At 45.7% G+C, this 13,513-nt stretch carries 12 protein-coding genes; 8 read left to right on the forward strand and 4 right to left on the reverse strand.

Annotated features, from left to right (window positions below):
- The 3 genes from AC3WU2_RS14740 to AC3WU2_RS14750 form a co-directional block, all read left to right on the forward strand.
- The coding region (locus AC3WU2_RS14740) for a transposase (protein WP_492455334.1) at positions 1-383 on the forward strand (383 nt) is incomplete at its 5' end.
- 497 nt (positions 384-880) lie between these two features.
- A complete protein-coding gene (locus AC3WU2_RS14745) occupies positions 881-1,603 on the forward strand; it encodes a PEP-utilizing enzyme (RefSeq protein WP_492455336.1) in 723 nt (240 codons plus the stop codon).
- The gene (locus tag AC3WU2_RS14750) at positions 1,600-2,409 is read left to right on the forward strand and encodes a PEP/pyruvate-binding domain-containing protein (protein ID WP_492455338.1); all 810 of its coding nucleotides are present in this window, start codon (positions 1,600-1,602) and stop codon (positions 2,407-2,409) included. Before AC3WU2_RS14745 ends, AC3WU2_RS14750 begins: the two co-directional genes overlap by 4 nt.
- On the opposite strand, the gene AC3WU2_RS14755 is transcribed toward AC3WU2_RS14750, so the two are convergent.
- Complete coding sequence (locus AC3WU2_RS14755) at positions 2,410-2,973, reverse strand: GyrI-like domain-containing protein (RefSeq protein ID WP_492455340.1); 564 nt, start codon at positions 2,971-2,973, stop codon at positions 2,410-2,412.
- A 251-nt stretch (positions 2,974-3,224) separates the two neighbouring features.
- Here AC3WU2_RS14755 and AC3WU2_RS14760 point away from each other — a divergent pair, with 251 nt between their 5' ends.
- Together AC3WU2_RS14760 and AC3WU2_RS14765 are read left to right on the forward strand one after the other, a co-directional pair.
- Entirely contained in the window at positions 3,225-3,557 is a 333-nt protein-coding gene (locus AC3WU2_RS14760; RefSeq protein WP_492455342.1) for a PadR family transcriptional regulator, read from the forward strand.
- On the forward strand, positions 3,554-4,873 hold the full coding sequence (locus tag AC3WU2_RS14765; RefSeq protein ID WP_492455344.1) for an FtsW/RodA/SpoVE family cell cycle protein: 1,320 nt from the start codon (positions 3,554-3,556) through the stop codon (positions 4,871-4,873). The genes AC3WU2_RS14760 and AC3WU2_RS14765 overlap by 4 nt, the downstream gene beginning before the upstream one ends.
- Before the next feature lie 3 nt (positions 4,874-4,876).
- On the opposite strand, the gene ligD is transcribed toward AC3WU2_RS14765, so the two are convergent.
- The 3 genes from ligD to ku are packed head-to-tail and all read right to left on the reverse strand — an operon-like array spanning position 4,877 to position 7,596.
- Positions 4,877-5,779, reverse strand: coding sequence for a non-homologous end-joining DNA ligase (gene ligD, locus AC3WU2_RS14770; protein WP_492455346.1), 903 nt, complete (start codon positions 5,777-5,779; stop codon positions 4,877-4,879).
- A 19-nt stretch (positions 5,780-5,798) separates the two neighbouring features.
- The gene (locus AC3WU2_RS14775) at positions 5,799-6,740 is read right to left on the reverse strand and encodes an ATP-dependent DNA ligase (protein ID WP_492455348.1); all 942 of its coding nucleotides are present in this window, start codon (positions 6,738-6,740) and stop codon (positions 5,799-5,801) included.
- 1 nt (position 6,741) lies between these two features.
- A complete protein-coding gene (ku, locus tag AC3WU2_RS14780; protein WP_492455350.1) occupies positions 6,742-7,596 on the reverse strand; it encodes a non-homologous end joining protein Ku in 855 nt (284 codons plus the stop codon).
- Between the two features lie 98 nt (positions 7,597-7,694).
- On the opposite strand from ku, the gene AC3WU2_RS14785 reads away from it, so the two are divergent.
- The 3 genes from AC3WU2_RS14785 to AC3WU2_RS14795 all read left to right on the forward strand — a co-directional run bounded on the left by AC3WU2_RS14785 (position 7,695) and on the right by AC3WU2_RS14795 (position 13,464).
- Entirely contained in the window at positions 7,695-8,189 is a 495-nt protein-coding gene (locus AC3WU2_RS14785) for an HAD-IIIA family hydrolase (RefSeq protein ID WP_492455352.1), read from the forward strand.
- A gap of 138 nt (positions 8,190-8,327) precedes the next feature.
- Positions 8,328-8,672: a GNAT family N-acetyltransferase gene (locus AC3WU2_RS14790; protein WP_492455354.1), complete on the forward strand. Its 345-nt coding sequence runs from the start codon at positions 8,328-8,330 to the stop codon at positions 8,670-8,672.
- Between the two features lie 241 nt (positions 8,673-8,913).
- Positions 8,914-13,464 (forward strand): discoidin domain-containing protein, encoded by a 4,551-nt coding sequence (locus AC3WU2_RS14795; protein WP_492455356.1) that lies wholly within the window; start codon positions 8,914-8,916, stop codon positions 13,462-13,464.
- The last annotated feature ends 49 nt before the right edge of the window (positions 13,465-13,513 follow it).

Consider the following 13,513-nt stretch of genomic DNA (forward strand, 5'->3'; position numbering starts at 1 on the left):
TTGTTTCTTATGTATTGGGGCATTCAAATAACAATCCGCTGGTATTCCAAACATTAGAACAAGCTGCCCAATTAGCTCCAGGAAGCAAACCAATGCTTCACAGTGATCGTGGTTTTCAATACACGTCACTGGACTTCAAGAAGCTTTTGGACGAAAACAAGATGTCTCAGAGCATGTCTCGGGTTGGTCGTTGTATCGATAACGGCCCAATGGAGTCGTTCTGGGGGACTTTAAAGTGCGAGAAGTATTACTTACATAAATACGAAACTTTTGATGACCTCGAGAGGGACATTGAGGCCTACATCTATTTTTACAATAACGAACGATTACAAGCAAAATTAAACGGCCTTAGTCCGATGGAATTCAGGAACAAGGCCGCTTAACTGATTTTATTATTTGTACTGTCTACTTGACGGGGTGCTGTTCAAAATATGGGTAGCTGTCGTCTTTTTTTGTATGCAAAGATTGTATGAAATCGATATCGAGGGGGATAGAGTCCAAATATCACTAGCAATGTTCGTTGTTTTTCAAGTGATGGACGATACGGCACGGGCGGACGAGGGTGTGAAGCGTTTCTATGTTCAGGACCCTTTTGGCAATCGGATTGAATTTTTAGAGTGGATGTAATTGACAAATCATGAGTGTAACATTACGATTGTGGTAGGAATTTACTTTTTATAGGAGAGGGTGAGTGTTCAATGTTGAAGCAGTTTGAATTCAATCACAGAATGATGAACGTGCGTTGTAATCTCATTGTACCGCCCTTACTCGATACGTATTTTTTGTATGCGTAATTAATTCATGAGTAATTGGGATAGGACCATGGTGATGTACGCCGTGGTCTTTTTTTGTTGTTCAGAATGAAAGAGGGGGAATGCCAATGAATACAATTAGAAATTTGTATCCAAACGAAGTCGAGGAATTAAAAGTGATTCTACGGACTGTTTATCAAGAAATACTAAGTTATCAAGAAGATCGTATCCAGAATAATGAAATCAAGATGCGTGAAGCGGTGAAGTCCACATTACCTTATTTAAATCTTTTCAAAACACATATTCCTAAATACAAGCAACGTTACATTGAATTATTGGCAAAACAAGAAGAACTGAAGGCATACGATTTGATCATTTGTTTTGATCGTGCGATATATGAACTACATGCTCGTGTCGAAGCTGGAATTTTCGCGGATCTGCCATGGAGTAAAGAATTAAGAGATCTCTTGAATGAGAGACAGAACACGACGAGTGTAGAGATGACTCGAAATGAATCCGTTGTCGAGTACATCACGAGTGGAATGAGTGTAAGCCGTGGTGTTGTGGAAGGTATCGCTCGTGTCATTCTGGATGAAGCCAATATATCGAAACTCAACCAAGGAGATATTCTTGTTACTTCAATGACAGCTCCGAATTTCGTACCTTATGCAAGTCTTGTCTCGGGTCTAGTAACGGACAAAGGTGGGTTAGTATGTCATGCAGCTATTTTAGCTAGAGAGTTCAACTTACCATGTGTTGTTGGTTGTAAAGATGCAACGAAGAAAATTCAAGATGGTGAGCGGATCAGACTCGATGCAGATACAGGGATTGTGGTGAGGTTACCAAGATGAGTATTCTACCACTTATGAACGTATCCGATGAATTTTCTTATGGTGGGAAGGCTGTACAATTAGGATTTGCAATGCGAGCTGGATTGCCTGTACCCATGGGCTTTGGCGTATCGTATCCGTCTGTTCAGGAGATTGTAAACAATGAAAACGAGCATTTATTAAATGGGTTAGATGAAATTATATCTCTACTAGGAGATTCCTGTACGGTTAGATCTTCCGCTGTCGGTGAAGATGGGGTTCAGGCAAGTTATGCAGGAATATTTAGGACTGAACTTCATTTGACGAATCGATCCCAAATTTTGAATGCAATTCGGCGGGTTGCTTCCTCAATTCATTCCGATCAAGCCAATCAATATCGTAACAAAATGGGCGTGACATCGACTCCAAAGATGGCAGTTATTATACAGCAAACGGTCAGAGCTGATTGTTCAGGTGTGATGTTTACAAGGCATCCGATCACGCATATTGATGAACGGATCATTGAATCATGCTGGGGGCTAGGAGAGAGTGTTGTATCAGGTAGAATTATTCCTGATCAATACAGGGTTAATAGAGGAGCAACGAGTAGTCAATTGGTTAGAGGAATGCAAGATACAGCCATTTATACCTCATTGAACGGAGGCACAGTTGAAGTTGAGCTTGAAGACCATCTGAAAGACCAGGCTAGTCTCAACGATAATCAAGTTAGACAACTTGATCGCTTAGCCCAAACCAGTGAAGAGCATTTCGGAGCAGGACTTGATTTGGAATGGGCCTTTGCGAGCAATTCGTTGTATCTACTGCAATGCCGGAAAATGACGACATAGCTATTTTACATGAAAATACCGCAATACTGTCTTCATCTTGGCGGGTTCTGTCTTCGTATTATCCGTCAAGTAAATTTCGCGATGGGTACGTGGGCTAAGCTCTAAGTTATGCTCTTGCATGAATTGCTTCATTCTCGCGAAGCTATGTACTTCATCAGCAAAAGGTCCCATATGCAGCATTTGGACGGACTTGCCATCTTCAATAGAATCGAACACAACCTCATCAAGAGCAAGGTTTGGTTTCTTCTTCCTCGTTGCCTCTAACGCGCGGCTGACAACATCTTCTGTGACGAAATCAGGTTGGCGAATCATGATCGTGTAGATCAAGTCGTCTAGGTTCAATGTCTCAACAGAGCGGCTTTCCTCTGCTAGATCCCACACACCTTCTAGCGGATACACCGTATATTCGAAGTAACCAGGTGGCGTATACCCTTGCTTAGGCATCATTCGAATGGCGTAAGATAGAGCATAGAGGACCTCGACTTTCGCAGAAAATGCTGTAGAGTTCGGGTTTCCTCTACCTCGAATCATTAGAAATTGCTGCTTGGGCACGGTGATGAGCACGGGTTCGTTTTAAGGAAGATAGAGATCTTTTTCTTGTTTTCTCCATTCATATTTCATCGCATTCACTCCCATTCATCTATAAATCCATTTGGCTAGCCTCGAGGATATCTTAAATGAAATGGATTGACTATTCAAATGTTATGCACTCTCACATACAACAGATTTATTATATTGTAATATTTTGGAACTAGCTTTATAATTATACCTAGATAATCGATGCATCTAATTCCGATGTATAATTGGAGGCCGTTATGAAGATCAACAAAGAATTAATGAAAGGCAGTACTGTCATCTTGATCCTAACTTTATTAAGTCGTAAGGAAATGTATGGTTATGAAATGGTCAAAGAGCTAGAGCAACGATCAAGCGGGCTATTTACACTTAAAGAAGGGACACTGTACCCCATTCTCCACACGCTGGAGACAGATGTACTGGTAGAGTCTTATTGGAGTGATGAAGGCGGTCGAAATCGTAAATATTATCGCATTACGGATAAGGGGAGACGACAGCTTGAAGAGAAGAAGCAGGAATGGACACTTTTCCGATCAACGCTTGATCATGTGATTGGGGAGGGTCAAGCATGAGTGAAGCATTGTTGGAACATGGATCGATCGTAGATTATCTCAATCTAGTATGTAGTCAAATTAAGGCGAAGGAAGTTCATCAAGAGATCCGATTGGAATTGTTAAGTCATTTGAATGAGCTCGTAGATGATATGATGATTGAAGGGGTGTCTAAAGAGGAAGCGATACAGCAAGCAATAGTACAGATGGGTAATCCGGTCCTAGTAGGGAAGCAACTCCACACTGCACATAAACCTGTGATGGCCTGGGGGTTACTTGCTCTCGTTGCGATCTTCGTCGGTTTGGGTCTTTTGGCGATGTATGCAATGAATTTTGCTATAGATCGTAATTTTTTACCTAACCAACTATCTTATGTCACGATAGGGATGCTAGTTATGGTCATGATATACTTTTTCGATTACCGCAAATGGCAGAGGTATTCATGGTGGATATATGGGGTTGCCATCGGGTTAATGGTGCTCTGTCAAGGGTACGGTCTTAAAATGAATGGTATGAAGCAATTTCTCAGTCTACCCGGAAGATTTTATGTGAATATCTATGAATTTGTCCCTTATTTATTCATGATTGCTTTTGCGGGTATGATTGTGACCAATCGCAAGAAGTATGATGGTCAGCAAGTTAAGACTTGGATGACGATCCTATTTTATCTGATTTTACCGGGTTATTTCTACGTCACGGCTCCTTCGATCGGTGGATTAATCATTCATAGCAGTGGAATCATCGTCATGCATGTTTGCTTGAGTCGTCGTGTGAAGCTGCTTCTAGGAAGCATGTCAGCATTCTTCATGATGGGACTGGCTGCATTGTTATTCATGTATGATAAGGGGTACATGATAACGCGTATCTCCGGGTGGCTAAATCCCATGCATGATCCGTCCGGTAGTGGTTATTTTTATATAACCATCTCGAAAGTGCTTCGCTCTGCTGGAATGTGGGGACAAGGCTTTGGAGTGCGAACCAAGCTTCTTCCCAATATCCAAAATGATATGTTATTTCCTTACTTAGTTTATAGTCTCGGCTGGGGTTTCGGACTTTTATTGATCATTTTAGTATGTATCATGTTGTGGCGTATCGTTAAATTGACCCTCGAGCTCATGGAACCATTCGGAAGAGCGCTGGTCATCGGGTTATCTTCGATCCTATGTTTTAAGTTCTTTTACCACATGCTTATGTCCGTTGGAATCCTGCCGATAACTTCGATTAATATGCCATTTGTCTCATATGGGGGAACGATGATGGTTGTTAATCTAAGCGTCGTTGGAATCATTTTAAGTGTTTACCGGAGAAAGAAAATGATTAGTCAACTCGCAAATTAATACTTAATGGACCACAGTGCCCAATTTTCCCAATACCATATCTAAATTCTGTCCAGGAACTCGCATGATCAAATCTCCTAGCTTCTTTAATCGTTCTTCAATGTTATGTAGATTAAACTCTTTCGCATCGGGGTGAAGAGCCACTTCGGACCAGAGTAGCGGCGTAGATAGTGTCGCATGCGGTCTTGCGCGTGGTGTGTATGGGGCAGAGAGCGTTCTTCCATAGCCATGCTGGAGATAATCGATGTAGATCAAATCCCCGCGATTTTTCTTGAACCGTTCAATCGTGAATAGCTTTGGGTACTTCTGTACCGCGAAAGAGGCAATGAAATGCCCGAGCTGGCGCAATTGATCGAACGAATACCGCTCGTCGGTCGGGAGAGGAACGTAGATCTGTACACCGGTAGCACCAGAGGTTTTGGGTACGGAGGTAATGCGCAGCGAATCGAGAATTTCACCAATCGCTTGCGCTGCTTCCATAATGCGTGGCTCCGGGTCGCGACTCGGATCGAGGTCGATGATCCACTCGACGGGTGCCGTATGCCCTATATAATGAAGTGATGGGTGAAATTCCAGGCAAGCCAGATTGCCAAGCCACATGAGGGTAGATAACGAATCGAGGTTCACATAATCAATATCTTCTAATGGGGCAATCTGCACGAAATCTGGTTTCCCGGTCGGACAATTTTTCTGGTAGAACGATTTAGCCTGAACGCCATTCGGATACCGAATGGTCGTCAGATGGCGATTGGCACAATATCGGAGCAGATATGGTGCAAGAAACACGAGCTTGTTCAAGTAATCCAGCTTCGTCACTTGAGCTTCCGGCCAGAGAAGCTTATGGGGATTTGAAATGGTGAGTTCGTTACCTTCTATCCTGATTTTCTCTTTCTGGCCGACGCTCATGTGGTTGCTCCTTATCGATTCATATTTTGGGTTTACGGCTTATTTTTGGATGTCGAAGTACGCCCTGCGGTGTGACTTCAAGACCTGTGACTTCACAGCTTAACGGCTTAGATAGCCACAGGACGTGTTCTTTTTTTAGATCCATAGGAAGTGGAGAGAAGGGTGCACTCGATGCCGGATGAGTTGCTGCGTAGGCCATTAATTGCTCCTTGTCCGCACCATTCAGTCCTAAAGAAACACGGCCAAAGTAAGCCCTATCGCTCACCATGACCATACTTGCCATACGGCCTTCGCGAATGGTAATACCATAGATGTCGACTTCACGAAGGATGGATGTTTTACGTTTCCACCAATCTTGATGTTTCTTGCCTTCATGGTATCGACTTGTTAAGCGTTTACTGACAACACCTTCCCACTGACGCTCCTCCACCCAGTTCCAGAGCAGGTCCCCATTCAAGAATAGATCGGTCACGAAAAGCTGCGGCAGCTTCTCCGGCAATAATTCATTCAGACGCTGATGACGCGACCGAAAAGGCTCGAGTGCCCAATCTAAACCGTTTTCATGGAGAATATCGAAGACGACGTACATCGGTTGATGATCTGGATATTGTGATTCGGTTGATACGACACGTTTGCTGCGAACACGCTGTTGGATACGTTTGAAATCGGGCCGCTGCAGTACGGTATCGAACATAACGAGCTCTCCGTCAAGCAGAAGGTTGCCACTTGGGAATTGCTTCTGCAGCAGCGCTACGATTTCAGGGAAAGCAGCATTTTGCGTAAGCATGTTCTTAGAATAGAGCGTAACATTCCCTTCCGATAATACAGCGAGAGAGCGAACGCCGTCCCACTTCAATTGATACCCAATATCGGATCCCGTCGGAAGTTGATCTTGATAAATGGGGGACATCGGCTTAATCGGAAGAGTCATACCATAAACATGCAGTCCAGTGAATCCCATCTTAAGAAGCCGTTTCCTTCGCCTTTTTGCGGCTGCGAGGCTTCGGTTTGGTAGGTGCTGGTCCACCCGTGTCTGCTGCGACAACTGGCTTCACGACATCAAGGCTCGCCTGCAATGCCGACATCAGATCTATGACATTCGTCTTCTGTGCTGCTGGTGCTACATTAATTTCTTCTCCGGCGATTTTATGTTCGATGGCTTCCAGTAATGCTACGCGGTACGTATCTTTATACTTCTCAGGCTCAAAAGGAGTTGTTAGTTGGTCGATCAACATTTTCGCCATATCCAGTTCTTTCTCGTTCACGGTTACAGGCGTCTGCGGCAAGTTCGGCACTTGGCTGACGGGTCGAATCTCATCAGGGTAGAAGATCGTCTCCATCGCAATACAATTGTCGATCACGCGAATGGCGGCGAGACTGCTCTTAGAGCGAATAGATACTTGAGAAATACCAATTTTCTGCGTTTGCTTCATCGATTCGAGCAGTAGATTATACGCATGCGCTCCAGTTTCAATCGGGGAGAGATAATACGTTTTCTGGAAATAGATCGGATCGATATCGTTCAAATGGACGAAGTCCAGAATCTTGATTTCCTTGGTGATCTCTCCAGATAATTTCTCCAGTTCATCCTTCTCGAAAATAACGAATTTTCCAGGTTCATACTCATAACCCTTCGAAATTTCTTCCCACTCCACTTCGGTATCGCATGTTTTGCATTTTCTTACATAGGATAAGGGCGTATTGCATTTCTTATGAATGTAACGCATCGAGATATCTTTATCTTCCGTTGCCGAGAACATTTTCACAGGAACGTTGACTAACCCAAAACTGATGGCGCCTTTCCAGACTGTATGCATGACACATCAACCTCCATGAACGTTTTTCGTACAGGCTTGTCATTAGTATGGTCCAGGTAACTGCGATTTATAATGGGAAAAGGGAGCAGGGATTGCGAATGCTGGTCTTATTCGACTTGGATGGAACGCTGATTAGTTCATATATGGATAATCCGGATCGGAATTATGATCACTGGACAATTTTGCCCCGTCGAAAAGAGATTCTGCACGCCTTGTTGGCACAAGGGCATTCCATTGGCATTGTCACGAATCAGGCCGGTGTTGCGTTTGGTCATATTACAGAGAAGAAGGCGATGCAGAGAATTCATGCTGTATTCGATGCTCTTGAGCTCACGCCATATCCTGCTGTCCAAGTGAGCTATGGCCATCCGAAAGCACGGATTCCTCGTTATCGGAAGCGCGAAGCTGTTGCCCGGCGGAAGCCTTCCGGCGTGATGATTCGGGAGCATATCGCTATGAACCCTGAAGCGGCCTCAGAGGGTGTTATTTATATAGGTGATCGCCCTGAAGATGAAGCAGCTGCGAAGGATGCAGGTATTGATTTCGTATGGACAGATGCGTTCTTCCGACTTGATAGCGTAGGGCATAAATGATTTATAACGATTTTTTGTCTATACATTATTTCTGGCTCCTTTAGAATGAAAGTACTGAGTTAAAGGAGAGAATTGAAATAATCATGAATACAACACGGATATTAGAAAGTTCAAAGCAGGATATGGATTTTATCACACGTGCCTTTTGAACCACCTATTCCAGTTGAGACTATCAATAGGCATATAAAAGACGAATACGGCGACATAGTTGCTGGGATAAACTGTATCCATTATGCCTGGAAATGCATTGCGATTGATGCATTGTGGGTACGAGAGGACTATCGGAAAACGGGTCTAGGGTCCCGGTTATTAACAGAGATCGAGAACGCGGCAAAAGCGCATGGATGCCATCTAATTCATGTCGATACCTTTGATTTTCAAGCCAAAGATTTTTATATGAAACACGGTTATATGATTTTCGGCGTATTAGAAAATTGTCCCTTGGGTCATCAACGCTACTATCTGCAAAAGTCTATTTCATAGCGTTCTGAATCCCATCAAGGTAGATTTGATGGGATTTTATATTAATATGATGAAAATGTAAACAAATGTATATGAAAGTAAGAACTTATCTATTTTTCTATGGCGAATACGTCTCATAGTATTAACTGTGAGGAGGCCTCTTGGTAAGGAATGGGCGCCCGGGAACCGCCTATGACGAGTACTCAAGTTAGCAGTAAAAAACACAATATATCATTTCATACGAGGAAATGAGGATGAAGAAATGCAGTCAAGCCAAAGGTATCGACAGTGGTGTTCGTTGTTGTTATCGGTTATCTTGTTTTTTTCGATTGTTTTTTCCGTAAATCCGCAGGTGATGTTCGCAGAAGGAGCAGGAGTTACGGACGAGATTGTGCAGCCGGCACCGGAGATTCCGGTACCGGGGACAGAGCCAGACTTACCGACGGCACCACCTCCGGAAGATATGCCGGATGCGATTGTCTCACCTGACATGCCTAATGCGCAAGAAATTGTATCGGCAACAGCGCCGAGCGGCGCAAGGGAAAATTACGCGCTACATAAGCAAGTTAGGGTGTCGGGCAATGAAGTTGATGATGCGCATTTTCCTAAAAACGCCGTCGATGGCGATCTAACGAGTCGCTGGTCTTCCGACAAATTCGATGATCAGTGGTTCGAAGTCGATCTGGGAGAGAAAAAAGATGTTGGCCAAGTGATTATCCGCTGGCAGACGCCAGCGACGTCTTACCGTGTGCTGACTTCGGTCTATGGTGATAATTGGGAAGACATTACACTTGAGAATGATGGCATTATTAATTGCCAAGGCGGAACGGAAGTCCTAAATTTCCCGTCAAGAGAAGCAAGATACGTCAAGTTTGTAGGGGTTGAGCGGAAACCGGTTGATGGCATTTTGTACGGGTATTCATTCTATGAATTTGAGGTCTATAGCGAAGACCCGCTAGCGAAAATCATCAAAGGGATTCGCGGTATTGAACCGATCAGTCAAGGACAGACCGAGTTCCCATTCCCGACTGTACCGGAAGGTTATCGAATCTCTATCTACGGATCGGATGCGCTGCCTGTCATTGACAAGGAAGGCGTCATTCACCCTCCATTGGTGGATAAACAAGTTCATGTGATGCTGCAAGTACAGAGCGTGGAGGACCCAACGCAGAAAGCGATAACGCCGTCTTTCGAAGTTACGGTCACAGGATTATATCAGCAGATCGAAGGGCTGAATGAGGAACCGAAAGTCATTCCATCCCTGCAAGAATGGATTGGGAGAAAAGATCAATTTACATTATCGCCTTCAACGAAGAATGCGAAGATTGTCTATAATGACCTGTCGTTAGCCAAATCAGCAGCGATCTTTCAAGAAGATATGAAAGCGATTACGGGATTAGAATTGCAAGTTACCCAAGGGGCTCCATCGAGCGGAGATCTGTACTTGTCCTTAAATCCGTCGGATAAGGTCTTAGGTCAAGAAGGTTACATACTCGATATCGCTGATTATGTATCCATTACGGCACCAACGGTCAAGGGTGTATTCAGCGGGACGCGATCTGTGCTCCAAATCCTGAAGCAGGATGAAGGTCATGATCAGATTCCGAAGGGGCAGTCCCGCGACTATCCGAAATACGAGACACGCGGGTTCATGATCGACGTGGCACGCAAATTCTATACGATTGATTTCCTGAGGGATTACGTCAAAATGATGGCTTGGTACAAGATGACTGACCTGCAAATCCATCTAAATGATGATATAGGTAATCGCGGTGTGTTTCGGTTAGAAAACGAGAGGAATCCAGAATTAACAAGTAAAGAAGGCTTTTATACGAAAGAAGAGTTCCGCGATTTGCAGCGGTTAGGTCAAGATTATGGTATTAATATTATCCCTGAAATCGATACGCCGGGTCATTCGCGTGCTTTTACGACAATCGATTCTTCTCTGGGGAATGGTTCGCATCTCGACGTCTCTAAACCCAAGACCGTCGATTTTGTCAAGGATTTATGGAGTGAATATATTGACGGATACGCTGGTGGAGAACCTACATTTATCGGTCCTGATGTTCAAATTGGAACAGATGAATACGCGGGAGGAAACACGGAAGATTTCCGAAAGTATATGGACACGATGATCAACTTCATCAACAGTAAAGGCAAGCATCCAATCTTATGGGGTGGCATGCAAGCCTATGCCGGCAAGACGCCGGTCAGCAATCAAGCGACGATGGCGATCTGGCATTTACCGTATGGCGGGCCGAGTCAGGCGATTGAACTTGGATATGACATCATTAATACGAACAACAGTTATTTGTACCTCGTACCGCGGCTTTATGCAGATTATTTAAATGCCTCACTGCTGTATAACGAATGGGAACCTGTGAAATGGTACGGTGAGACAGTGCCATTCGGTCATCCGAAATTAAAGGGCGGCATGTTCGCACTCTGGAATGATATTTCGTATGAAGCGGGTCTGTCCTCAGACGATACGCATGTTCGCTTGGTTCCTGCCATCCAGGTGTTGTCCGAGAAAATGTGGCATGGCGCGAGAAGCGATGTGGACTACGACACATTTGTGAAGACGGCAGCGGGGATGGGAGATGCGCCGAATACTCACCTTTCTTATGACGTGAAAGTCAACAATACGGAAGGAAGCGTCCTTAATTATTCGTTCGAAAACAATTTCAACGACGCATCCGGTAACGAATACAATGCTACAGGCAATAACGTTGATTTCGTCAAAGGAAAGTACGGGCAAGGTGCCCATTTCAATGGCGGTGCTAGTTATTTGGAGACTCCGCTGAACAGCTTAGGCTTCGGCTGGACCGTATCCATGTGGATTAACCCGGATGCGGACAATCCGGACGATGCCGTATTAATGGAATCGCCTGCGGGAACGGTGAAATTAAAGCAACACGGCACCGAGGGTAAATTAGGATTCTCTAAAGAAGGATATGATAGCGCATTCAATTACAAAGTGCCGGCAGGGCAATGGACTCATCTTCTCCTCACGGGGGACAGCAACGGCGTCTCGCTCTATGTGAACGGGAATGAATACGTCGAGAAGCTGGCGCAGCCGGTGCCGCGCATTCAGACGCTCGTCCTGCCTGTCGCGAAAATCGGCAGCGCCACTAATGCGTTCAAAGGAACAATCGATAATCTGCAAGTCTATAATCGATTCATTCCGCTGCTCGATGTGAACAACTATGCGCTGCATCAGGCAACCGATGCCTCTGGATTGGAGGCGGCGTGGGTGCCTTCGAGCCAAGCGGTCGATGGTAATATGCTCACGCGTTGGGCGAGTACGTACAAAGACGATTCGTGGTTCACCGTTGATCTTGGCAAAACGCAAAATATTAGCAAAGTCGTCATCGGATGGGAGACAGCCGCGAAACGGTTCAAGATTCTCTATTCCACCGATAACATAACGTGGAACAATGTGATGAAGGACGATCAAATTCTTACGGCCAGTGATAAGCGGGAGACGAGTACGATTGTATTCGACGCTACGCCGGCCAGATACGTGAAATTCCAAGGCATTGAGCGAATGCCGGTCTATGGCGAATATTACGGCTATTCTATCTATGAGTTCGAAGTGTACGGCGAAGATCTGATGGTACCGTACAAAGACTTAATTGGTACAGCCGAGGAGTTAATCGCGACGGGCAAAGGGAAACCGGCGCTTCGCGATCAGGTGATGAAGCTGTTGGATCGATACCCGTATCATTTCGAGACAGTAGTGGATACGCTGCGCGATCTGAACGCGAGGTTGAAGGATTCTATCGATAAACCGGATCCGAAACCTCCAGTCACTGATAATCCTGGACCTGGCTCATCAACGTCCGGCACCGTCCAACCGCCAGCCGTGAAGGAAGGCGAAGCGACGATCAAAGCCGGCGAAGCGGGAGCGGTCAGCTTAGGCAAGCAAATCACCGTCTCCGTTCCGGCAGGTGCAGTGAAAGAAACGACGATCCTGCAGCTGAAAAAAATCGACAGTGTCGCTGATATGCTGAAGCAGCAGCCGAATGCCATTAGCCCGGTGTTTGAATTGTCGAAGGATGTGAAGGGCGGCTTCGACAAGCCGATTCAGATCAGCTTGACGTTCGATACCAGCAAGCTAGGCAAAGATCAACAAGCATCCGTGTTCCAATACGATAAAGCAACAGCGCGTTGGGTGGAACTCGGAGGCACGGTAACGGGCAGTACGATTCAAGCGGATACGCGTAATGTCGGTATATTCGCCGTCTTTGCCGTCAATCGTAAGCCGACCGAGCCGAAGCCTGCATTCCAAGATATCACAGGTCACTGGGCTGCCAAGGACATTCAAGCCGCCGTGCAGCGCGGGATGACGAACGGGTATCCGGACGGAACATTCAAACCGGATCAGTCCGTGACGCGTGCGGAGTTCACGGTATGGCTCGCGAAGGCGATGCAGCTAAGCGGCGAAGGCCGTACGAAGGCGTTCGCGGATCAAGCCTCGATCCCGACATGGGCGAGTGAGGCCGTGGCGCAAGCTGTAGAGCTCGGACTGATTCAAGGCTATGCGGATCAACGGTTCATGCCGAATCAGCCGATCAGCCGCGCAGAGATGGTGACGATGGTCGCGAGAGCATTGAAGCTGTCTACCGACGCAAGCGCAAGAACGAGCTTCGCGGATGACAAGCTGATCCCAGCATGGGCGATCGGAGCCATTGATACTGCTGTGCAGCAAGGCTGGATTCAAGGGCGGGGCAGCAATCAATTCGCGCCGAGTGCCTCGACGACGCGTGCGGAGTCGATGACGGTCTTGTTGAAGGCATTCCCAGTCAAATAAACGCAGGCAAGTAAAAAAGACGCTCAGCATCACCGGTCATGGTGATGCG

This window comes from Paenibacillus sp. EB106-05-06-XG162 (assembly GCF_058791655.1).

Excerpts from the sequence above, each read along its gene's own strand:
- ligD (WP_492455346.1), bottom strand. The coding sequence starts at position 5,779 with ATGAGCGTCGGCCAGAAAGAGAAAATCAGGATAGAAGGTAACGAACTC.
- AC3WU2_RS14750 (WP_492455338.1), top strand. The coding sequence starts at position 1,600 with ATGAGTATTCTACCACTTATGAACGTATCCGATGAATTTTCTTATGGT.
- AC3WU2_RS14745 (WP_492455336.1), top strand. The coding sequence starts at position 881 with ATGAATACAATTAGAAATTTGTATCCAAACGAAGTCGAGGAATTAAAA.
- AC3WU2_RS14760 (WP_492455342.1), top strand. The coding sequence starts at position 3,225 with ATGAAGATCAACAAAGAATTAATGAAAGGCAGTACTGTCATCTTGATC.
- AC3WU2_RS14785 (WP_492455352.1), top strand. The coding sequence starts at position 7,695 with ATGCTGGTCTTATTCGACTTGGATGGAACGCTGATTAGTTCATATATG.
- ku (WP_492455350.1), bottom strand. The coding sequence starts at position 7,596 with ATGCATACAGTCTGGAAAGGCGCCATCAGTTTTGGGTTAGTCAACGTT.
- AC3WU2_RS14765 (WP_492455344.1), top strand. The coding sequence starts at position 3,554 with ATGAGTGAAGCATTGTTGGAACATGGATCGATCGTAGATTATCTCAAT.
- AC3WU2_RS14795 (WP_492455356.1), top strand. The coding sequence starts at position 8,914 with ATGCAGTCAAGCCAAAGGTATCGACAGTGGTGTTCGTTGTTGTTATCG.
- AC3WU2_RS14775 (WP_492455348.1), bottom strand. The coding sequence starts at position 6,740 with ATGGGATTCACTGGACTGCATGTTTATGGTATGACTCTTCCGATTAAG.